This is a genomic window from Microbulbifer mixtoriginis (SeqCode) (assembly GCF_052467515.1).
The window spans coordinates 3,432,105-3,455,048 of the sequence record NZ_CP174314.1 but is presented as its reverse complement, the minus strand read 5'-3'; the positions used below and the strand labels follow the sequence as shown (position 1 = coordinate 3,455,048).

21 protein-coding genes and 1 pseudogene are annotated in these 22,944 nt (G+C 45.7%); 3 read left to right on the top strand and 19 right to left on the bottom strand.

Annotated elements, in window-relative coordinates:
• Positions 1–43 precede the first annotated feature (43 nt).
• From ACJJIT_RS15000 to ACJJIT_RS14930, 15 genes are all read right to left on the bottom strand, one after another.
• On the bottom strand, positions 44–502 hold the full coding sequence (locus ACJJIT_RS15000; RefSeq protein ID WP_252084835.1) for a hypothetical protein: 459 nt from the start codon (positions 500–502) through the stop codon (positions 44–46).
• An 82-nt stretch (positions 503–584) separates the two neighbouring features.
• Positions 585–2,126 carry an NADH-quinone oxidoreductase subunit N gene (locus ACJJIT_RS14995; RefSeq protein WP_252084836.1) on the bottom strand — a complete coding sequence of 514 codons (1,542 nt, stop codon included), beginning with the start codon at positions 2,124–2,126 and terminating at the stop codon, positions 585–587.
• A complete protein-coding gene (gene nuoM / locus ACJJIT_RS14990; RefSeq protein WP_444898901.1) occupies positions 2,123–3,715 on the bottom strand; it encodes an NADH-quinone oxidoreductase subunit M in 1,593 nt (530 codons plus the stop codon). Before nuoM ends, ACJJIT_RS14995 begins: the two co-directional genes overlap by 4 nt.
• Positions 3,712–5,550: an NADH-quinone oxidoreductase subunit L gene (nuoL, locus tag ACJJIT_RS14985; protein ID WP_444898900.1), complete on the bottom strand. Its 1,839-nt coding sequence runs from the start codon at positions 5,548–5,550 to the stop codon at positions 3,712–3,714. The genes nuoM and nuoL overlap by 4 nt, the downstream gene beginning before the upstream one ends.
• A 1-nt stretch (position 5,551) precedes the next feature.
• Positions 5,552–5,869, bottom strand: coding sequence for an NADH-quinone oxidoreductase subunit NuoK (gene nuoK, locus ACJJIT_RS14980; protein ID WP_435583630.1), 318 nt, complete (start codon positions 5,867–5,869; stop codon positions 5,552–5,554).
• Complete coding sequence (gene nuoJ, locus ACJJIT_RS14975; RefSeq protein ID WP_252084839.1) at positions 5,859–6,383, bottom strand: NADH-quinone oxidoreductase subunit J; 525 nt, start codon at positions 6,381–6,383, stop codon at positions 5,859–5,861. The genes nuoK and nuoJ overlap by 11 nt, the downstream gene beginning before the upstream one ends.
• A 167-nt stretch (positions 6,384–6,550) precedes the next feature.
• On the bottom strand, positions 6,551–7,069 hold the full coding sequence (gene nuoI / locus ACJJIT_RS14970) for an NADH-quinone oxidoreductase subunit NuoI (protein WP_444885850.1): 519 nt from the start codon (positions 7,067–7,069) through the stop codon (positions 6,551–6,553).
• A gap of 40 nt (positions 7,070–7,109) precedes the next feature.
• Entirely contained in the window at positions 7,110–8,066 is a 957-nt protein-coding gene (nuoH, locus tag ACJJIT_RS14965; RefSeq protein WP_252084841.1) for an NADH-quinone oxidoreductase subunit NuoH, read from the bottom strand.
• 3 nt (positions 8,067–8,069) lie between these two features.
• The gene (gene nuoG, locus ACJJIT_RS14960) at positions 8,070–10,910 is read right to left on the bottom strand and encodes an NADH-quinone oxidoreductase subunit NuoG (protein ID WP_444898899.1); all 2,841 of its coding nucleotides are present in this window, start codon (positions 10,908–10,910) and stop codon (positions 8,070–8,072) included.
• A gap of 56 nt (positions 10,911–10,966) precedes the next feature.
• A complete protein-coding gene (gene nuoF / locus ACJJIT_RS14955) occupies positions 10,967–12,241 on the bottom strand; it encodes an NADH-quinone oxidoreductase subunit NuoF (protein ID WP_444898898.1) in 1,275 nt (424 codons plus the stop codon).
• Positions 12,219–12,785, bottom strand: coding sequence for an NADH-quinone oxidoreductase subunit NuoE (gene nuoE / locus ACJJIT_RS14950; RefSeq protein ID WP_444898897.1), 567 nt, complete (start codon positions 12,783–12,785; stop codon positions 12,219–12,221). The genes nuoF and nuoE overlap by 23 nt, the downstream gene beginning before the upstream one ends.
• 130 nt (positions 12,786–12,915) lie before the next feature.
• A complete protein-coding gene (nuoC, locus tag ACJJIT_RS14945; RefSeq protein WP_252084845.1) occupies positions 12,916–14,721 on the bottom strand; it encodes an NADH-quinone oxidoreductase subunit C/D in 1,806 nt (601 codons plus the stop codon).
• Positions 14,722–14,762: 41 nt separating this feature from the next.
• Positions 14,763–15,410 carry a NuoB/complex I 20 kDa subunit family protein gene (locus ACJJIT_RS14940; protein WP_444885845.1) on the bottom strand — a complete coding sequence of 216 codons (648 nt, stop codon included), beginning with the start codon at positions 15,408–15,410 and terminating at the stop codon, positions 14,763–14,765.
• A gap of 18 nt (positions 15,411–15,428) precedes the next feature.
• Positions 15,429–15,842 (bottom strand): NADH-quinone oxidoreductase subunit A, encoded by a 414-nt coding sequence (gene ndhC, locus ACJJIT_RS14935; RefSeq protein WP_252084847.1) that lies wholly within the window; start codon positions 15,840–15,842, stop codon positions 15,429–15,431.
• 455 nt (positions 15,843–16,297) lie between these two features.
• The gene (locus ACJJIT_RS14930; protein ID WP_444898896.1) at positions 16,298–17,008 is read right to left on the bottom strand and encodes a DUF3885 domain-containing protein; all 711 of its coding nucleotides are present in this window, start codon (positions 17,006–17,008) and stop codon (positions 16,298–16,300) included.
• A gap of 563 nt (positions 17,009–17,571) precedes the next feature.
• On the opposite strand from ACJJIT_RS14930, the gene ACJJIT_RS14925 reads away from it, so the two are divergent.
• Positions 17,572–18,981, top strand: a complete 1,410-nt coding sequence (locus tag ACJJIT_RS14925) for a YdgA family protein (protein WP_444898895.1) — start codon at positions 17,572–17,574, stop codon at positions 18,979–18,981.
• A 259-nt stretch (positions 18,982–19,240) separates the two neighbouring features.
• On the opposite strand, the gene ACJJIT_RS14920 is transcribed toward ACJJIT_RS14925, so the two are convergent.
• Positions 19,241–19,474, bottom strand: a complete 234-nt coding sequence (locus tag ACJJIT_RS14920) for a DUF5062 family protein (RefSeq protein ID WP_252084850.1) — start codon at positions 19,472–19,474, stop codon at positions 19,241–19,243.
• Positions 19,475–20,039: 565 nt separating this feature from the next.
• Entirely contained in the window at positions 20,040–20,198 is a 159-nt protein-coding gene (locus ACJJIT_RS14915; RefSeq protein WP_444898894.1) for a hypothetical protein, read from the bottom strand.
• A 54-nt stretch (positions 20,199–20,252) separates the two neighbouring features.
• Between ACJJIT_RS14915 and ACJJIT_RS14910 the strand changes: the two are divergent.
• A pseudogene (locus ACJJIT_RS14910) lies at positions 20,253–20,651 on the top strand (reverse transcriptase domain-containing protein); the annotation flags it as partial.
• A gap of 53 nt (positions 20,652–20,704) precedes the next feature.
• Positions 20,705–20,845: a hypothetical protein gene (locus ACJJIT_RS14905; RefSeq protein WP_444898893.1), complete on the top strand. Its 141-nt coding sequence runs from the start codon at positions 20,705–20,707 to the stop codon at positions 20,843–20,845.
• 328 nt (positions 20,846–21,173) lie between these two features.
• Here ACJJIT_RS14905 and ACJJIT_RS14900 read toward each other — a convergent pair whose 3' ends face one another.
• A complete protein-coding gene (locus ACJJIT_RS14900; protein WP_444898892.1) occupies positions 21,174–22,418 on the bottom strand; it encodes a cytochrome-c peroxidase in 1,245 nt (414 codons plus the stop codon).
• Entirely contained in the window at positions 22,412–22,669 is a 258-nt protein-coding gene (locus ACJJIT_RS14895) for a hypothetical protein (RefSeq protein ID WP_444898891.1), read from the bottom strand. Before ACJJIT_RS14895 ends, ACJJIT_RS14900 begins: the two co-directional genes overlap by 7 nt.
• Positions 22,670–22,944 lie beyond the last annotated feature (275 nt).

Below are 22,944 nucleotides of genomic sequence, written 5' to 3'. Positions count from 1 at the left end.
AAGCTATCGTTACTGTAAAAAAGCCCGCTTTATGCGGGCTTTTTTACATGTCCCAGAGAGAGTTAGTTGCCATAGATAAGGTGATACGTTCTTTGTCTTGTATCTGCTTCAAGTCCTCAAAGACTTCTTTCACTTCCATGGACTCAATAGCGCCGTACACCGCTTCATAAAGACTGGAAAAATATCGGTCTACTTCCCTTCCAATATTATTGACCTCTTTGATCGTGGGCGGGTCACTAAGTGGTAGTTGACGAATAAAATCATGGGCGGATTCTTCATGGGTGTACTGCAACCAGGTCTGCATGACCTTTTGCTGGGCGATTTCTCCATAGTTTGAGAGGTTTCTCGCCATACGTTGTTCATGCTCTAACATATGCCTTAATAACAGCTGAGTTCGATAATCCTCAGATTTTTCAAGTAAATTCTCGTAAAGGTCTGCCATATCCAGGTGAAACTTTTCTGCATCCTGAATGATTTCAAATGCCTGCTTGAAAGTCTTCATAGGTCTGCCCTTTGATACCCAGGAAATTGTTATTGGGCGGAAAACAGGTCGTATCTTCTTGCGGCCATACCCTAATTAATCTTTATAGTGCATTTATCCAGTTGATCAAGATCTGAGGAAAAATACCGAATACTAACAGAGCCCCCGTCAGTGCCAGTAGTAACAACTGGCCAGATGCAGCAATTTGTACTGTACCGTTAGAGGTTGTATCCAGGGAGCTATCACGCTGTACTAGGGTAAGAAGTAGTCTTAGATAATAGAAAAGTCCCAGAGCACTACCGATAACCACACCCGCTAGAAGCCCCCACATTTCACCCTCAACCCCTGCTGTAAACACGTAGAACTTGCCAATGAAGCCAATAGTTAGCGGTATGCCGGCAAGGGAGAGGAGCATGGCAGCGAAACAGCTGGCCAACCAGGGGGAGCGCCAGAGCAACCCCTGATAAAATGCGCGCTGATAGGGGTTCTGGCTATCTGAAGTGGGATTTTCAGGGTACTCTCCACTAAGCACTTTTTCTTCAACCGAATCGGCGACCAAGCCCACTATCGCAAAAGCACCTAGGGTAGTAATTATATAAGCTATCAAGTAATAAATAACGGCCTCTGTGCCAAAGGTGCTTTTTCCTATGATAAAAGCCACAATCAAATAACCGATATGTGCAATTGAAGAGTAGGCTAAAAGGCGTTTGATATTCGACTGCATTAATGCGAGAAGATTCCCTACAATCATACTGGCTATGGCTGCAATAGAAAGCATATCGATTAAAGTTTTGCTGCTGTATAGGTCCAGAGTATTAAAGAAACGTAATAGGAAGCCAATAACCGCTCCTTTGGCTACGGTTGCAATCAAGGCTGTTGTTGGCGTGGGGGCCCCTTGGTAAACATCAGGTGTCCAAATATGAAAGGGCACAAGTGATAATTTAAAAGCCACAGAGATAAGAAATAAAGTAACTCCAGTCGCAAATAGCGTGGAGGTCTGGGATAACTCGGTAATTCGAGAAGCTATGCCGGTAAAGTCTAGCGCGCCAGAAGCGCTATAAATAAGCGCAATACCGAACAGGCCTAATGCAGTGGATAGTGCTGATAGAATTAAATATTTAATGGCTGATTCAAGGGACTGAAGCTGCTCTCTTTTTGGGGATAGATCGCCAGTTAAGGAAAAACCTAGCATGGGATAAAGAGAGAGGCTAATTAACTCAAGTCCCAGGAAAAAAGTTGCAAAATGGCTGGAGAAAATCAGAGTGCAGGCACCAAGCATTGCCAGAAGCAATAAAATATAATATTCCTCTGGATAACTACCAGCTACTCCTTTTGGGTCACAGCGTAGACGTAGGTAGTTGAACCCCATAATACTGACGGCAAAGGCGGTTACCAATAATATAAGTGTGAAAAATAATGCAGTGTAGTCGATCAGGATAAGCTCAGTTACCTGAAGCGAGCTTGTTGCACCAGTCAGTTCATCGGCAACCCAAAAGCAAGAAGCCATGGCAAGCAGTAGAGTGATTAGGGTGGTTACCAATGCTCCCAGGTGCCCACGCCAAAAAGATACCTGTAACAATAGAATAACTATACCTGCACTAAGTATCAGTAGTGGCAGTATTCCAAAAAGTTCCTGTGCACTCATGGGGTGTTATCCTCAACTGAGGTCGGTTTAAGCTTGGGTGAGAGAGTCTTAGATGATAATTGTTCATTTGATATTTTTTGATCACTTAAAGCAGCATCAATTCTTGTTGCGGACCGTTGAACGGTTGGATCGGCAATATCAAAAACTGGTTGTGGGCGTAAACCGATAAAGACTAATAGGACGGCGAGAGTGAGAAGGGCGCTAGATTCCCGTATGCTGAGATCTGTAGCCTCGTGCTCCTGAATCGGCTTTTCCAGTCGCTTGTTCAGTTTTCCAAAGAATACCTTTTGCATCATAAGTAAGGCATAGAGCGCTGCACCAATAAGTCCAACTGCAGCCAGGGCTGTTAGCCAGTGATTACTTCGGAAACTACCTACAAGTACGGTGAACTCAGCAACAAAATTGCCTAAACCAGGTAGGCCCAGAGATGCTACTGCGAAGAAAAGTGCAACGGCAGATAACTTTGGCAATCTGGCCCAAAGACCGCCCAACTGGTGCATATCTCTAGTGTGAAAGCGATGCTGAATAGCACCCACCAGGGCAAATAAAGCTGCAGTGCTCAAGCCGTGAGCGATCATTTGCATAACAGCTCCTTGAATAGCAATAGTATCAAGGGCATACAAGCCAAGTAATACAAACCCCATATGGCTAACACTGGAATAGGCTACCAACCTCTTCATGTCTCTTTGAGCAAAGGCGAGCATTGCTCCGTAAATAATACTGAGTGCTCCAATAGTCATTGCTACCGGTGCAAATGCTACTGAGCTTTCAGGAAATAGCGGTAGGTTGAAGCGCAACAAGCCATAAGCACCCGTTTTAAGGAGAATGGCGGCCAGTAGGATACTCCCTGCTGTAGGTGCCTGAGTATGTGCGTCTGGTAACCAAGTATGGAAAGGTAAAGCTGGTAATTTGACTATGAAAGCAACAAAGAACCCTAGCATTATCCAGTAGGCAATTCCGGGTGATACACGGGCATCTAGCAGGGCATTGTAATTAAAAGTGAGCTGCCCGGTGTTGGTGTAGTGGATATAAACAAGCGCAACTATCGCAATAAGCATTAGAAGACTGCTTGCTTGAGTAAAAATAAAGAACTTGATTGCGGCGTAAATACGTTGCTCATAACCCCATACTGCGATTAAGAACAGCATGGGTATCAGCATGACTTCCCAGAAAAAGAAGAAAAGGAAAAGATCAATAGCGGTAAAGACACCAACAACACCGGCTAAAGTCCATAGGTAATTGAAATAGAAAAAACCTCTGCGAAAATTAATATCATTCCAGGTCATTACTATCCCAAAAATTCCCATTGCCAGTGTCAGTACCAGCATGAGAAAACTTAAGCCATCAATGGCTAAATGGAAGTCAATTCCAAATCTGGGAATCCAGGGTATTTGTAAACTCTCCCACCAAGGCTCCGATGTGCCAACTTCTGTTGAATGAATAAATGTTGAGTAGTTTGTGAGTAATAAGGCGGCAAGTAATAAGCTGATCATACTGATCCAGCGTCCACCAGTTTTAAAATTGCGCTCAGCTAGCCAGGCTAGCACGCCGCCGGCGAACAATATAATAATGATCGTTAAAAGGGTCATAACGCCACCAGAAGTGCGAGGAATAGAATGGAACCAACGGCGAAGGTAGTTAGGTACCAACGCACTTGTCCATTTTGCGAGGTACTTAGAAGAGCATGCATTTGTCGGCTAATTGTTGCAGTGCCTTTGTAAATACTATCAATAATATCATTGTGGTTTATTTGAGTAAGAAACTTGAAAGGTCGCACCAGTAGATGATCGTATATCCAATCGAATCCCCAGCCGGAGAACCAGAACTGCAATAGACTTGAACGTTGTTCTCCTGTTCTTTGCTCATGACGGAATAACTTCCAGGCAATGGCAAGGCCTATTAATGGCATTGCAATAGCAGTGCCTTCGATCCAGGGGGAGTGGACTTCGTCTGGGCGAACACCAAATACGGATTGCAGCGGCGGGGCCAATAAGCCACCAAATAATGCCAACACTGCGAGAATACAGAGAGGTATGCTCATTACAGGGATATTGGCATCTTTACAATGAGTGGAAGCTTGACCTTCTCTTCCCAAAAACACGAGAAATAATACACGGAAACTGTAAATTCCGGTTACGAGTGCTCCGAGTATGCCGGCGAGCCACAAGATGTTAATGCCATGGTGATATTCCCAGGCGCTCAATAATATATGGTCTTTACTATAGAATCCTGAGGTGAAGGGAAGTGCAGCAAGGCATGCACATCCAATGGTAAAACAAATAAAAGTAAGTGGTATTTTTCGATACAGTCCACCCATTGAAAAAACATTTTGTTCATGATGCAGGCTTAAAATTACTGATCCTGCAGATAGGAATAGTAGGGCCTTAAAAAATGCATGAGTCATTAAGTGAAAAATAGCGCCAGACCAAGCACCAACGCCTAAAGCAAGAAACATGTAACCGATCTGACTAATTGTGGAGTAGGCGAGTACTCTTTTTATGTCACTTTGAGCTATTGCACTGAAGCCAGCCAGAAGTAGTGTGAGAGCGCCAACGGCTGCCACAGCGGTCATTGCCACTTCGGATAACATATAAAGAGGATGCATACGGGCAATTAAATATACACCTGCGGTAACCATAGTGGCAGCATGTATCAGGGCACTCACTGGTGTTGGACCAGCCATGGCATCAGGTAGCCAGGTTTGCAATGGTAATTGTGCCGACTTACCCACGGCACCACCCAGTAAGAGAAGGCACGCTAAAGTGACTATGTCATTGTTTACATCTGGACCGTTTATGGTCGAGACAAGCTCAGGAATGTTTAGTGTTGAGAATTCATAGAAAAGCAGAAACAAGCCGATAGCCATTGCCGTATCACCAATACGGGTGACGATAAAAGCTTTTTGGGCAGCTGCTCCATTGGCTGGATTCTTATACCAAAAACCAATCAGAAGATAGCTGCAGAGTCCAACACCCTCCCAGCCAAGATAAAGTAAGACCAGATTATCAGCCAAAACCAGAATCAACATGGCACAGACAAACAGGTTTAGGTAAGCGAAGTAACGGCGGAAATCCAGGTCTTCCCGCATATAGCCCACTGAATAGAGGTGGATAAGAAACCCAACACCAGTGATAATCAGTAACATCACCATGGTTAGCCAGTCCACGTGGAAATTGAAACCTAGTTTCAGGTTGTCCACCAACATCCACGACCATAGAGAAATATTGACTGATTCAGAGGGATTCCCCCAAAATAAAACAATGGCCACAATTATCGTAAATAGAGCAGCCAAGCCAACACTGCCTACGCCGATATAGGCAATCACTTTTTGCGAAGGCTCATCCCGATAAAATAGTGGGATAGCTACCAATGTGAGGAAGCCAATCAGTGGTAAAAGTGGCACCCAAGCTAATAGGCCCTGCATGTTAGCCTCTCAGTTCATTTAATTGATCAATATCAACAGTATGCTTGCGATGATAAAATTGCAGAACTAAAGCAAGCGCAATTGCTACTTCAGCTGCCGCAAGAGTGACGACAAATAGGAACATTACCTGGCCATCAGCATTTCCCCAATGTGCACCAGCGACTACGAACATCAGTGCTGCAGCATTTGTGCAAATCTCCACACACATCAGCATGAAAATGACATTTCTTCGCATCATTAAACCTGCCAGTCCCAAGCAAAAAAGGATGGCTGCAAGTAGAACACCTGCCTCAAGACCTGGTGCGGTTTCAATTGGCATTATTAGATCCCTCTGAATCAATATTTCTACGACGAGCTAAGTGGAATGCACCAACTAATCCAGCCAGCAATAACATTGAAGCCAACTCTACAGCGAGAACATAGTGGCTAAATAGCGCGATACCTACTTGTTTGGGGCCTATGTAGTGATAGGTTTGACTTGAAGAGATTTGTCCATTACTCACCAATATAATAAGTTGAGCTAATAATAAGGCAGACAATAAAGCCGGGCCGATCCAGGTTCTGGGCTGAAGCCACGCCTGTTCCTGAGCTACAGTGGAATCTCCCTGGTTGAGCATCATAATGACAAAAATAATCAATACCATAATTGCCCCGGCATAAATAATTACTTCTAAGGCAGCAGCGAGAGGAGCCCCAAATTGATAAAAGATTACAGCCACTGCGAGTAGCGATGTCACTAGATAAAGAAGGGCATGTACAGCATTTTTATGAAAAATAACCATGGTTGTGGACGCTACCGCTATGGCAGCTGTCAAATAGAAGATAAGATTCATGCCTTTCGGCTCCCTGGTATTGTGTTAGTCGATTGAGTGATTGTTTTTCTCAGCGACTTTTTCTTATTTAATGAATAATTTTGTTTTTTTAATTATTGTTTTCTTTGTCGGCGGTTGTTGACTTGTTGGTGATTGTTTGGGTCAATAATGATGTATGTTTTTTAAAGCTATAGATTCAGGCCTTTAACATTAATTGGCTCTGCTTCATTATCTGCCTGGCCCTTATCTTTTCCTTTTATGGCTTTTCCTGCGACCTGATAAAAACTATAGTCGTGATATTTTCCTGGTCCATCGATCAATAGATCTTCCTTTTCATACACCATATTTTGACGATCGTATTCACACATTTCAAAATCAGGTGTTAATTGGATCGCATAAGTTGGGCATGCATCTTCACAGAGTCCACACATGATGCAGCGGGAAAAATTAATACGGAAATATTCTGGACGCCAACGACCATCAGGATCTTCGGTTTTCTGTAAAGAAATACAATCTGGCGGGCAGGCAACTGCACAGAGATTACAAGCTACGCAGCGCTCATCGCCATTGGGATCCCGGCTTAAAATAATTCTCCCACGGTAGCGTGGCGCTAGGTAAGGTTTCTCCTCTGGATACTGAACGGTGACATTACGCCGGAATAGATGTTTAAATATTAACCACATACTGCGAATTTGACTGGCGATCATTTCCGTCCTCCGGCAATACTGTGGGGATGTGATTGAAGGCCTAGGCGATCCATAACAGTACTCCAGCGGTTGCGAGCAGATTAAACAGAGACAAGGGCAACATGACCTTCCAGCCAAATTTCATCAACTGGTCGTATCGAGGACGGGGAAGGGCTGCACGCAATAGAATGAAAATGGCAACCAGAAAAGCAGTTTTTAGGCAGAACCAGATAATAGGAGGGAGTAGAGGGCCATGCCACCCTCCTAGAAATAAAGTGGTGATTAGTGCGGATATCAGAATTACAGCAAGGTATTCACCAACAAAAAACATTCCAAACTTCATACCTGAATACTCAGTATGAAATCCTGCTGTTAATTCATGTTCTGCCTCGGGGAGGTCAAAGGGTGTCCTGCGACTCTCGGCGATACCGGCAATAAAGAAAACAATAAAACCCAGAAACTGGGGCACAATAAACCAGGTGTCCGCCTGGGCATTAACAATATCCCTCAAATTGAAACTACCGGACATCATCACTACACCCATCAGGCTCAATCCCATAAAGACTTCATAGGAGACTGTCTGTGCAGCGGCTCGGAGACCACCTAGTAGCGCATACTTATTATTAGAGGCATAGCCACCAAGGATGATGCTGTAAACGGCAATGGAGCTCATTGCAAGCACAAACAGTAGACCAATATTAAGATCGGCAACCCCAATACTTGGTGACATGGGCACTACGGCAAAAGCAATCAGCATGGTTGCCATAACGACTGTAGGCGCTAGAACAAAGACAGGAATATCGGCAAACCGAGGAATGAAGTCTTCTTTAAAGAACAGCTTAATCATATCGGCAAGAACTTGTAATGTGCCGAAGGGACCCACCCGATTTGGACCTGGCCGATCCTGCCAAAATCCAAGAAGTCGTCTCTCTCCCCAAGTGAGGATAGCTGCGAGTAACACGGTAACGATAAGTACACCGAAAATATTGAGCAGAGTAATCCAGATTGGTGTACTCATGGCTTATTGATCCTCGCTAATCATAGGTGCCACTGCCGGACGTAGAGAGGCATAGCCAGGAATCTGAGGAGCCAGGGTCTCCATTCCCGGTAATCCAAAAGGCACACCAATACACCCATGGGGTATGGTGTTGCAGGGTCTTATTTCTGCTCTATGGGTGTCACTGCTAGTTTCTATATCTACCAGTTCTCCCATAGTCAGAGTGTAGTGAGCTAGGGTATCTGGATGTATTAATATAAATGGAGCGTCAATAATCTCAGAGAGAGACATTGATTGGTTACTGAGTTCCTCACTACCAAAGAGGCGATAAATGGGAAGCATCTGTACTTTATTGGAGGTTTCTGATGGATGCTCTAATTCACCACTAGAGGGGAGGTATTCAGAGATAGGTCGTGGAGCTCGTACAATTCTTTTTCCTGACGGCCCCCCTTTACGCTCACCACCAACTTGTTGTTGAAACTTAAAGATAGATTGGTTGGAGTTCCATCCTGGTGACCAAATATTTGCCTGGAGTGGAGTTTTATTGGGATTGTGTATGCCTTCCATACTGAAGCTCATGGGAGCATCAGGATCTTTAATGGGGGGTGTTTCTGAAACATGTTGTTGGGCGTGGATAGCGGTACGCCCACTATAACGGGCACTTTGTCGAGCGATCTTAAGACCATCTATGCGATAGTCTTCATTGGGGCCGAGATCAGCGAGAACCCCCAGTGTCGTGAACTCCTTCGCTATGGCATTACTGAGATCTGTACTGTGCTTCCAGCTGTTGATCACTGAGAGGTTAGCGGACTTCTCAGTACAGAAATCTACAGCATCCACAAGCCAGCGCCAGCTCTCCTGAATGTATCCTTTGCCTTCATAGACTGCATAAAATCGCTGGGCTAAACCATTATTATTTATATAAGTACCCTGTGATTCGGCTGTTGTAGATGCTGGGAAGATCCAGTTGGCTCTCTTGGCGGTAGGCGTAAGTAGAGAATCCATCAGAATAACTTCATCCACTAGAGAAAAAATCTTCTCTGCAGATGGTGTATCCAGTCGCCGATATAGATCATTTTCCAGCACAACAAGACTGGTTGGAATAGTATTCTTTGTTGTTGTCAGTGACTCCAAGAGCTGATCCAGATTGTTATCACTTTCATTAACAAGCTGAATTAATCCCAAGCTGTTAACTTCGCCACAGTTTAAATACAGATTAGTGGGTGACTTTTTGCGATCGCTTATTACGCAAGCCAGATTGGCTACGGCGCTTAAAGTGTTGGGATGCCTGCTGGATACTCCGGATATAATCAGTGGATTATTTGCGTTTTCCAGTATTTGAGCCACGCGTCTAATCTGTTTCTGTAGTTCTGAGGTGTTTTCAGTTCCCTGGTTGTTAGAGTTTTTGATTTCCTCTGTGAGCGCATTAGTAAACTGTACAACTTTTTCTGGTGACTCAAACAGGGTAGTTTTGGCTATATCTGTGAGGTCGGTAAGCTCTGTTCCTATAAAAATAATCGGGCTGGGATCACCCTCTAGTTGTCTTACGGAAGCATCTTGCCACAAAGGAATTTTTAAATTTTGAGCCTGCTTTTTTTGACGATTACGTGCTGCTTGACGCACAGCCAAGGCAATACGGGGCGCCGTGTTATAGATATCTTCACCGATTATCAGAACCGCATCTGCGGATTCTATTTCTGGAGTATTGGGACTTTTTATTCGTTCGTCACTCTGTATAGCGTTGATCTGTTGCAATAATTGCTGATCGAAACGGTTTAGCCCAGAAAAGAAATTGTCGGCTCCAACTAGTTGCTGTAGAGCAAAATTATTTTCTATTGATGCTCGGGGAGAGCCAACGCCAATGATCCGGCGGAGTTGGCGTTGAGCTGCGGTGACTTGTACCGATAGGTGTAGAACACCATCGCGGGGGTTTACTTTACAGTGAAGTTTATCTTTTGAATCTGCGGTGGAGCTAATAAGCTCCTCATTATGTACACTCAATACCTGATCAATGCGTGTTGAGCCATTGACATATTCGTACCCGAAACGACCTCGATCGCAGAGAAAGTAACCGTTTATATCGTGATGGAAGAGATTGGTAATACGCCTTAGTACAGGGTCGTTACCATTACTGGATTCTCTTGAACCAGGTGCAGTGTTACACCCTACTGCACAATGTTCACAAACCGAAGGCGCTGTTTGTAGATCCCATTTTCTAACAAAATGTGCACTGAATGTTTTATCAGTGAATACACCGGTAGGGCAGACTTCAACCAAGTTTCCGCTGAAGCCATTTTGTAGGCGACCTTCTTCTTGACGACCAAAATAAACCTGATGATTACGACCGAGTGCCTGTAAATCACTCCCTCCAGCATAATCGTTGTAAAACCGTACACAACGGTAGCACGTAATACACCGATTCATTTCATGATTGATAAATGGACCAAGATATTGATTGCGATGTGTGCGCTTGGTGCCCCTATAGCGGCGCATGGTGTGACCTGACATTTCAGTCATATCCTGCAAGTGACACTCACCACCTTCCTCACAAACTGGACAGTCGTGGGGATGATTGGTCATCAGGTCTTCAATGATACTACCGCGAAATTCTTTTGCTGCCTCGGCATTGACACTGTAGATACCACCATCTCGAACTGGTGTCATACAGCTCATAATTAATCGACCCGATTGGTCTTCACTGTCTTTATATTCGATCATGGCACATTGCCGGCAAGCACCTACCGAGCCCATTTCAGGGTGCCAGCAAAAATAGGGGACATTTAGACCTACAGTCAGACAGCTGCTGAGAAGATTTTGATCGCCATCAACCTGATACTTCTCGCCATCGATCGTTATGGTTGGCATCGTTAATCCATTATTTATTTGATATTATTGGGAGTCCGGCCAATCTCTTTCGCTAGTTATTTATAGGGGCAACAGCCTTTCTTGATATGATCTATATAGTCCTGTTCAAATAGTTTGAGGGAACTCTGAATGGGTTCTGCTGCCCCAGGAGCCAATGCACAGAAAGTTTTACCTGGGGCAATACGCTTACATTGCTCATGTAGCAATTCAAGGTCTTCGGGCAGACCTTCCCCACTCTCGATTCTTTGCAGAACTTTCACAATCCAGGGCAAGCCATCTCGGCAAGGAGTACACCATCCACAGGATTCGCGCGCAAAAAACTGTGTAAGATTTAGTACCAGCCCAATAGGACAGGTTTTATCATCTAACACAATAATTGTACCGGTCCCCATACGGCTACCAGCCTTGCCGATCACGTCATAATCCATAGGAAGATCAAGGTGATCGGGCCCCAGGAAATCAGTAGATCCTCCGCCTGGTAGGAAGCCTTTTAGCCGAAGTCCATCTCTCATGCCACCGGCATACTGTTCAATAATTTCGCGAATAGGGGTACCCATTGGCAATTCCCAAGTGCCGGGATTTTTGACTTTGCCGCTGACGCCAAATATTTTACTGCCAGCATCCTGTCCGACGCCCAAGCCACGGTACCAGTCGACTCCATATGCTACCAAATGGGGTATATTGCAGAAGGTTTCTACATTATTTACAACTGTAGGTTTACCCCATAAGCCACTTACTTGAGGGAATGGTGGTTTAGCTCTGGGGATTGCACGTTGCCCTTCGAGAGCATTGAGAAGCGCTGTCTCTTCACCGCAGATATAATTACCTGCACTGCGATGCACAAAAATTTCCAATGAAAAATCACTATCAAAAATATTTTTTCCGATAAGACCTTGAGATTTTGCTTCCTCTATTGCTCGCTCCAGGCGTTCTGCTGCCAGGTGATATTCCCCGCGAATGAATATGTAACCAATGGATGCGCCTATGGCGTAGGCAGCAATTGCCATCCCTTCTAATAATAAATGTGGATCACGCTCCATAAGGAGGCGGTCTTTGAATGTGCCCGGCTCCATTTCATCTGCGTTGCAGACAACAAACTTTTGCTCAGGGGATCCTTCGCCTCGGGGAACAAAGCTCCACTTCAATCCAGTGTTAAATCCCGCCCCACCGCGTCCACGTAACCCGCCATCTTTAACAAGGTTGATAATGTCATCCGGTACCATAGAGTGCGCTTTGCGCCATCCTTGGTAACCATCATTATCCAGGTACCGGGTGATATCTGCTGCGGTATTTTCTTTGGTGATATTTTTAGTGAGAGGATTTGTCAGCATGGATTTGTTTCTTTTTATCGATTAGTGCGTCGATAGCTGATTCATCGAGGTTTCTATACATTTCCTCTCCCAGCATGAGTACAGGCGCTTTATCACAATCGCCTAAGCAGGGAGCCTCCAATAGAGTAAATATTCCATCATTTGTTGTCTGCCCTGGTTCAATTTGTAGACTCTGGCTTATGTGTTTTTGTAATTGATCACAGCCCATAACCCAGCAGCTGGCACTTTTACAAAGCAAGATCACTTCTTTCCCAACGGGCTGACGAAAAATCAGTTGAAAATAAGTGGCTACGCTCTCCAATTGAGCTACAGGCATGTCCAAGTAGTTTGCAATGGCCCGTAGACTACCGTCTGAAATCCAGCCCCGATACTTTTGTACGATTCTAAGTGCTTCTAAACCCACAGAAGATTTTCCCTCATAGTGAGAGGCCTCTTCATCAATTTCTCGCTTTTCCTCATCGGTGAGGGTTTCGGAGAGTTCTTCTGGATCCTTGTTACTTTGCTCCATTACTTCGATCAGTTCCGGTTCTAGTACGCTGGACATTTTCGCCTCCTATAGTCGAATCACGGAGGCATCTAGAAGATGCTACTGTCGCCGGTCGTTACTGCGACATAAGAGCATCGAATCCTGTATTTCATAAATCTCCCCATAATCTAAACTGAATTTATTGTTGTTATCGGTCAACATCTGCCATAACAAAATCAATACTGGCAATGATTGCAATAAGATCCGCAATTAACAGCCCCCGTGACATAAGTGGAATCATTTGTAAATGTGGGAATGAGGGGGTACGTATTCTAGTGCGGTATGATGTCGTCCCTCCATCGCTGACAATTTGATAACTGTTGAGACCTTTAGTGGCTTCGATTGGAAAACACACTTCACCGGCGGGCATTACAGGTCCCCAACTGTTATTTACAAAGTGTTGGATGAGGGTTTCTATATCCTGCATAGTGCGCCCCTTTCGTGGAGGCGTCGTCAATGGGTGATCGGATTTATAGGGCCCAGCTGGCATATTTTCCAGGCACTGACGGATAATGCGCAGGCTCTGCCACATTTCATCCACTCGCACACGACACCGATCAAAACAGTCACCACCATCATAGCTGGGAATATCGAATTCAAATTGGTCATAGCCACTGTAAGGGCGTTTTTTACGTAAATCCCATTCAAGCCCGGTTGCGCGCAGACCGGGACCCGTCACGCCCCACTCCAGTGCTTCAGCGGTATTGTAGACGCCGATGCCCCGTGTACGTTTTTGTAGCAGTTTATTTTTGATTACCATCCCGTCGTAATCGCGCAAGCGTTGTGGCATATAGTCGAGAAATTCCCGGACCATCTTTTCCCAACCCTCTGGTAGATCCTGGGCTACACCGCCGATCCGAAACCAGGCCGGATGCATACGCCCACCAGTGATGGCCTCGACTATGCCAAATAGTTTCTCCCGGTCGATAAACATGTAAAAGACTGGGGACATCTGTCCGACGTCCTGAGCAAAGGTGCCGAAAAAGACGAGATGGCTGGAAATGCGGAAAAACTCGCACATCATTACACGAATAACCTGGGCACGTTCGGGCACCTGAATTCCGGCGAGTTGCTCAAGAGCCAAAACGTAGGGCAGGTTATTCATAACGCCACCCAGGTAATCAATGCGATCTGTATAGGGCACATAGGTATGCCAGGCTTGGCGTTCTGCCATCTTTTCTGCGCCGCGATGGTGATAACCGATATCCGGTACCGCATCCACTATTTGTTCACCATCGAGTTGCAGGGCGATGCGAAAAACGCCATGCACACTGGGGTGGTTTGGCCCCAGATTTAGAAACATAAATTCTGAGTCTTCATTGGCACGAGCCATGCCCCAATCTTCAGGACGAAATAATAGTGCCTCTTGCTCCTTACGCTCTTTTTCTTCAGAAAGACTGAAAGGGTCTACTTCTGTGGCGCGCGCATGATGATCTTTACGCAGGGGATGTCCTTTCCAGGTAGTGGGCATCATAATCCGGCGCAAATGTGGATGCCCTTCGAAATTAATCCCAAAGAGGTCCCAAACCTCCCGCTCATACCAATTGGCGTTTTGCCAAATGTCATCAATTGATGGTACTGAAAGCTTGGATTCGGCCAGAGCGACCTTAATGCGGATAAATAAATTGCGAGTGAAAGATAGGAGTTGGTAGACCAGGGTAAAATCACTAGCTGGCTGCTTTTCTGGTCCTTCTCCGCGGTTTACTCGCAAGCGCTCATCTATTGCGCTGAGGTCGTAAAGCATGGCGAATGGACGAGAAATATCTACCTTGAGAAATTGCAATATGGGAATCAGGGACTGGGCATCTACCCATAGAGTGGGCATATCTCCACAATTTGGTTGCAACCAGTAATTGTGCAAATGATATTCCTGGTCGAGATCACGCAGGAATAGCTCAGCCTCCTTGCTATAGGCAGTCTCACTGTGAATACTTTTTGCTATAACGCCTGTCATGAGGGTCCCATTGTTATTGTTTTATTGGAGCGCTTTAAGCTTTAAACCGTATCTGGAGAGCGCAATAGTTCCGTACGCATCCGTTCTTCTCGATGCAAATCCCGCTGGCTTGGTTTGGCTACTTTTCTGGTTCCCTGTTCGTCCACTACCCAACTGAAATTTCTGCGCTCGGCAGCAACGGATTTTTGTAGCAGAGTGAGACCCTGCAGTAATGCTTCTGGGCGTGGGGGGCACCCGGGGACATATACATCAACAGGCAAAAATTTATCGACACCTTGCACCACGCTGTAAATGTCGTACATGCCGCCAGAGTTGGCACAAGAGCCCATGGATATCACCCAGCGAGGCTCGATCATTTGTTCGTAGAGCCGCTGTACCACAGGCGCCATTTTTAGGAATACGGTGCCAGAAATTACAATAAGATCAGCTTGCCGTGGCGTTGCACGAATGACTTCTGCGCCGAAACGGGAGATATCATGGCGGCTGGTAAATGCAGTGGCCATTTCCACATAGCAGCAGGAAAGCCCGAAGTTAAATGGCCAAAGTGAATTAGAGCGTCCCCAGGCGACTAACTCTTCCAACTTGGCGAGTAGAACATTTTTTTGCAGGTCTTCTTCGAATTCCTCGCCACTTGACTTACGGGAGTCAGAGGCGATGACATCATCTGCCTTACTCAGCTGCCAGCGCATGGTGTTTTCCTGGTTTCTTTATTGATTATTTTTGCGGCCAATCAAACTTTTTTGTTGTCCGCCCCACTCCAATGCACCCAGGCGCCATAGGTAGATCAGCCCTACCAGTAGGATGACAATAAAGATTGTGGCTTCGATAAAGCCGAGAAGTCCGGTCTCAAAGAAGGCAATTGACCAGCTAAACAGATAAACCGCTTCCAGGTCGAATACAATGAATAAAATGGCAACCAAATAGTAGGCAACTGAAATTCGCAGGCGAGCACTGCCCTGGGAGATAATCCCGGATTCAAAAGGTTCATCTGTTGCGGGATCTCTTCTCTTCTGCCCGAGAAAATAGGAAAGGCTCAGCATCAGGACAATTAGTGCGAGTACAGCAAGGCAATAAACGACAAGAGGCCACACTTCCGGGTTGAGCTGCTCTGGGTAGTTCAACTTCTTTCTCCCCGTTTTTCTTATGGGTCACGCCCGAATTGATTATTAGTACCGCCGCGAAAATACTTGGTATTTTTTTGATAGGAACGATTTCTGGTACAGAAAACGAATGGAATACTTTTGAGTTGCCCTCTACTTCAACGAGGTGCCTGCTAGCTCCCAAAATCCTTGTTTGCTTGTTCACTGTTTATAAGGCTTAGTCCAAGATTACGCCAGTATCACTAAGGAACGTTTAATTCTTATGCCTTTACTTTTTATTAGATGGAATTCTGTGATAATTAACGTCAGTGATCGGAAAACTTGCTTTTTGTGTCAATAAATGGAGATATTTAAGAAATGTATGGTGCAAGAAAATGGGTGAAAAGGCGATTCAAGATAGAGAGAGCTGGGATTGGGATTAGTGTGGGGAGTGGTGCGGAGATAAATCAGGGGACTGTGCCCCCCGACTTAAGACCTTAGCTAAAATTGGTGTCCATCATCTCTCTATCGTAGTCGAGAAGGTATGAGTTGAATTTCTTGTATAGCTGAGACAGTATGGCCTTGTTGCCAATAACGTCCATGCCTCGAACATCATAAGGCCAAGCTTCAACTCCTTTAGTTAGATCAAAGAGGTAGATGTTTACTAGCGGACATGGCTTGACGCCTAAGTCTTGTGCCATGCTGCACCAAAGTAGCTTCTTCAGACTTGATTTGGGTAGTTTTATCGCAATTGTATGCCAGTAATCTTCAGTTTCCCCCTCAATCCAGCCTTCATCTACCGCTACATGCTCAAGCCAGTGCTCTTTCTCTTTCACTTTCTCGGGAAATAATCCAATGTTTCTAAGCTCACGAAAAGTGGAGATAGAAGAAACTAGGGGTTCGTTACTAAAGATACGGTAACAGGCAACAATCTCCTTATCGAATATTTCTTCACATATCTCGTGAGATTTACGTAATGCTAAGTCAAATTGATCGAGCCAATCTCCACCTAAGGAAAGCTCAAAACGAAGACCTCCTTTGTGGGTATAGAACAAAGGTCTTTCGAAAGCTTTTCCGGAAAATTGAGACTGGATAGATTCTCGAATATTCATTGTAGCCTTAACGCCGTCATAACCTGCTGGAGCACAAAGTGCGGAGGTCCAGGCAGCTTTGCTGGCAATGCTTGATGGCTTTGGTACACCCAACATGGGCGTGGACTAATGGGGTGAAAGCCCCTGTAGGAAGATCACCGTTTAATGGATTGCATTAAATGCTAACTAATAGTGAATGGCAACTGTAATATCGCAAGGTCTTGTGGGGAGGAGGCCGATAGAAAAACAACGAGCTGGCCAAGGATACAGAAGCCGGGAGATCTAACGGGTAAAGTAAGTGATGCACTTTAAAGCTGAATGCAGGCAATAATTACAATCACAAATACATGAATTTATACTTTCGGGTGGCCCAGCAAACGGAATCTCAACTTACCAATGGTTACATTTGCGCGATCCCTTATCGAATATAAAAATTTGTACCAGTTACAACTAATTACAGCGTTCGCATTTTCGGCGAGCAAGGCTTCCCGCCTCCAATATTAAGGACTAGATGTGGTGAGTTTCATTGAGTCCACTTTACATATTGTTGTTATAGGGGTGTCCGTTTGTAGTTTACACCAAGAAAGAATAAGTATTTATATTTTGGCTTACAGCTGCCTGTAAATATGAGATAATAATAGACTTACTTCTCAGCCAATTTGTAGTTTGGATTTGTTTTAATGAAGAAATTATTGAGTGTATTGCTTCCAGCAGCAGTGCTTACTGGTGTTGTTGCACCGAAAATTGCCGGCATTCAACTTGAGTCATCCATTGATGAAATAGTCACTGCCGCAAATGAAAATTCGGCATACACGGTTGAAATAAAAAGCATGGATTCATCCTGGTTTTCAACCCAGACTACCTTTTTGGTAAGCATGGATTTCAATGCTTTCTCGGATGTGTCAGATACCCCTGAACTTGAATCTTTTTCTGTAGAAGTAGATTTCAGTGCTTCCCACGGCCCCTTTCGCTTCGGTGAACATGCCGGTTTCGGATGGCTTGGCTGGACACTAGAAGCTGCCGGTGATCAATTACGTGAACATTTGGTGTGGGCTGAGCAAACGCCTTTTTACCAGCTTCATGGCAATATGAATGTTTTAGGTGGTTATTACTATAACGACAGCATTACGCCATTTACTACTGATATTGAAGATCATAAAGCTCAGTTAACTTTCAGCGGTTTCCAGGGTAAAGGGCAATATCAGGATGGGCAACTAACTTACCAGGGGGGTGCCGATAGCCTTACTGTCACTTCTGAGTTAAGGGACGTCAAGGCTGAAAGTTTGACTATGGATATGACCATGGCTTCCTCCTTTAAGGCAATCTTTGAAAGTGCTTTTTATGATTCTGATATAACAATTAACCTTGGTGCCATCAGTTTAAATGATAGAGAACAAAACGAAAATATTGACATTGCTGACCTATATGTGAAGGGCAGTACTGAATTCAACCAAGAAAAACAACTGGGAAATATGCAGGTTTCCTACGGCTCTAAAAAGGTCGACATAGCTGAATTCCATGGTGAAGATCTGGCTCTTGAGATTGAGGTCGCCAATATCAGCCAAGAATTTTTGAAGTCTTATCAGGATTTTGCGAACTCACTCAATACGCTGCCTGCTGAAGAGGCAGGAGCTAAGGCTATGGAGTTTATGAACGCTAATCTGTTATCTTTAGTGGCTGGCGAACCTCAAGTGAATATTACCAGCTTACGTGGTACTTTCCCGCAAGGCAGCTTTAACAGTAACCTTCATACTAGCTTAGTTGGCATTAGCGTGTTACCGGAGCAACCACTAGATCCGGCTTTCTGGCTGTCACATGCCTTAGTTGACGGCAAGCTAAGCGGCGATAAAGCCCTGATTGAATTTATGGCAGTACAAGTGATGAAAGCTCAATTGAAAAATAACCCGCAAACCCAAGGCATGAGTGAAGAGCAGCTGGAGCAAGTAGCTGCTCAACAAGTACCAACCATATTAGCGTCTCTTGAGCAACAAGGTTTGTTAGTATCAACCAATGACGGCTACAGCTCCAATATCAGCCTGAAAGACAGCGAGTTTAAGGTGAATGAAAAACCTATGCCGCTGCCCCTTTAGCGGATATTAGCTGTTTGTGATTGAAGTGGCTTATCTTAAGCCACTTCATACTCCTCTTCTAAGTCTGACGATTTATCGGTTTTCTTGTGTTAACGGTGTTTACCTAAGCTATAAACAAAGCCGGACATGGTTTCGTTTTTATTTGTGGTGAAACGTAGGAATATCGGCGCTAATGGCTGCTAATCCATGACTATGACTTTTTAAGCCCTTTTAGTATGGCTACCAAATACTTCCTGGTCTTACGATAAAACTCCTCTCTTCACTGCTTTGAGGCCCATATTGCTAACCTATGCATGATAGCCTTCTGTGATATTTTGTCTTCTGGAAGGGGTTGAATTAATTTATCGTGAACTAAAAGACGGTAAATATATTCGAGCTTCTCGTGAGCTGAATCGGTAGCTTCGAATTCGACAACGCCTCGTTTGGTGCCATATGCAGTACCGAGTGCTATAGCCTTTTTCACCATCTCTTTTTCGTTTTTGAGTTTCTTCATTATCATCTCTCAAAGAGGTCGTCGATATTACGCACCTAACGCCCGCCTCAACTGCCGGTGGCTACTGTCACCTTATTTATTAAGGTTTTGGCAAAAAAGATGACAATGGCCGGAGGTCAATTTACAGGCGCTTGGTGCACTCAGCATGGGCCTGGACTAATAGGGCGAAAGTCCCCAGTAGGAAGCTCACCGCTAATGGATTCCATTAAATGCTAACTACTAGCGAATGGCAACTGCAATACCACGAGGTCTTTTGGGGAGACAGCCGCCAGCAAAACTTCGAGCTTACGAACAGAAACATTCAATAAGGTTTAGCTGGGTGATCTAACAGGTAGAGTCAATGATGCAGCTGTGCAGTGAAAGTTCACGTTCTTATCTAGGGAGATCTGTTTAGCTGTCAGCGTGGGCGCTGACTCATAAGTAGGTCCACCACTATCGTGGAGTAGAAAAAATGGTGGAACATAGCCAGCGCCTCGGTCAGAAATGACCAGGGTGATTTAACGGAACTCAGCCGACGGCCTAGTAGCCAAATGCCAAGATTAATACCTTGGACACGGTGAAGGTCTCAACCAAACTCCAGAGTTAAAAGACAGGGCAGCCTACCGATATGTTGCCATCCGGCAATAAAGGTGCCGCAGGCATTGATGGGATTACCATCGATGAGTTTGTTCAGCACTTCAAGGTAATTGGCGATGCGATTGTTGAAATTATTCGGCAAGGCCATTATCAACCGCTTCCCGCTAGGCGAGTCTACATTCGCTAGCCAGATGGTGGTCAGCGAGGTCTTGGGATACCTACAATCTTTGATCGTGTTATTCAGCAAGCTGTTGCCCAAGTTATCCACCCAATCTTCGATAAAACTTTTTCGGAGTTTAGCTATGGCTTCCGTCCAAAGCGATCACAGTATCATGCAGTGAGCAAGCTTAGAAAATATATCGAGGAAGGGAAACGAATAGCGGAGGATGTCGATTTATCTAAATTTTTTGATCGAGTAAATCATGATTTCCTTATGAGTTTACTTGGCCAAAGAATCAGCGATAAGCGTTTACTCAAATTGATCGCAAGCTACTTGCGCGCAGGATGTGTAGAAGATGGATATTGGAAAGCCTGTCATGAGGGGTGCCACAAGGTGGCCTTTTATCGCCGCAGCTCTCCAATATTGTACTCGACCTGTTAGACAAAGAACTGGAAAAGCGTTGACACAATTTTATCTGCTATGCGGAGAACTTTGTGATCGTCGTTTCCTCTAAACGCGCGGGTGGATGGGTTATGGCGAGTATTAAACGCTTTGTTGAGCGCAAGCTTAAGCTCAAGGTTAACGATACTAAAAGCCAAGTAATCCTCGATTGTTTTGAAACCCGCAGGCAGTAAGTTGCGTCGATCAGTGCTCTCGAATTTGTGTCGAAACCTCTCACCGATATCCCTACTATCCGGTAGTTTCTAATTCATCAGACGTTGATAGGGATAAAGTCTAGAAGTCAGATTCAAGGTTGATTGACTCTCGTAACCAGTCCCTGATGTTGGATTCAAAGCTATCTGGGTATGGGAGGCATTTTTCATCGAGAAAGAGGTCGGTGTGCTTAGTGGCACTAGCTACCATCCAGCTGAGCGAGATGTCCGAAAGTCTACTACCTGGATAGGATTCAGTGATATTGAATGGACTCCAGACATCCAAACATGCTCGACAATTTGATTATCGTCAACGGCGCAGCGGCGCCTCGCCTTCGGGGTGTTCGAGGTCCTTTTCGTCGAACGCGTCGTCGGTCAACGTCTTCAGGAACACCACGACCGCAGCTTCCTCTTCGTCTGTCAGCCCGAGGTTGCCCAGCTCGGCCCGGTTGACGTTCTTGGGGACTTCTGGTTTGGGCCAGCCGGTGATTCCGAAGTTCGGGTCGGTTGCGTCGGGCACTTCACCGAGCGTATCACGGGTGTTGTAGAAATGGACGATTTGCTCGAGCGTGGCGAACACGCCGTTGTGCCCGTAGGGTGGGGTGATCTCAATGTTGCGGAGAGTGGGGACCTTGAATTTACCATTCTGCGATCCGTCGGGGTGCTTGGCGGCGATCTCTGGCCGACCGCCCAGGCCCAAGTCGAGTGGCAGGCTGTCGACGCCGTGCAGGCCGGCGATTCGCGGGTTCACAGGGAGTCCCAGGTTATCGTAGGTGAAGTCGGTGAACAGGGCGTGCGGGTAGTTCGCCGGCGGCTTGCTACTATGGCAGTTGCTGCATTTTGCTTTGCCGTTGAACAGTTGGAGTCCCAACTGTTCCTGCGGGGTCAGGTCGATCTTGCCTGCAACGTAGTAGTCGTACTTGGAGTTGAACTCGGCGAACTCGTCAGTGGGCTCGAAGGACCCGATAGCGGCGCCGAACTTGGGGTAGACCATCTCGACCTGTGGCCACTTGAGGTCTACGCCGTAGAGCCGTCGGAAGGCCTCGAGATAGACCGGATTCTCCGCGAGGCGCGCGAGAACCGCCTCTTTGTTCGGCATGGCCATCTCCAGTGGGTTGAGTGGCGGTCCGATTGCCTGGTCTTTCAGCGAGTTGGCCCGGCCATCCCAGAACTGCCCGCCGACATAGGTCTGGTTCTGCTCATCCCAGTGGAATGGGGGGCTAAACGTCGCGTAAGCGGCGGTCTGGGCGTTGCGCGTGCCAAATTTCCCGGGCTCGGACCCGGGGGAGACCGGCATGTTTACGGGATCGGCGGCACTGCGTGGATCGGCGAAACCGGCCGAGTGCGCGTGACAGGTGACGCAGCCGGTGTTACGCCTGGCCGAGATGTTCAGGTCGTTGTAAAGAAGGAATCCCAGCTTAACCCGATCGGGGAGTGAGGTGTCCTGCAGCGGCGGAAGCGCCGCGGGTGTCGTGTCTGATGTGGTGGCCGTTTCCCCCGTCAAAGGGAGGACGAAGACCGAGAAGGCAATCATGGTGCCGGCCACGATCAACATACCCAGCCTCCGCGCCTATTAGCTTTAATTATCTTGCTGTAACCCTCGTACTCTGCATGCTGCTTTACAGCAAATTCTCTCGCTGAAGCTACAATTTCGCTTCTTCCCTTTCTTTCAGAGACAGGGACCATTTTAATCTTATCCGCTGTATACATTTGCGTTACATTACATAGCGCCAGCTTCCACTGCTCCTTGGAAAGATCACCGTATTTTGAAAAAACACTATGAAAAAATCTTGTATCTTTACTCATGAGTTAAGAGTCCTGATTTCATGTAATAGTTGACCAGGGAGCCAGTGGTTCACTATCTATCTTTCTATTAAAGACCCTTTAAGTCCCAAAGCGAATCTATTAGCTACTTTAGATTATAGATTTCCTATAAACTGGCAATCAGATATATTTATTTGCAATTCAATAATCTAAGGTTGCCTAGCCTCTTTAAAAAAATAGCTCAGGGGCGTGGCGCACATAAGTCAGATTGCCAGACTCTTACCACCGTTAGTAAATTTAAACGCCTATTTCAGTCC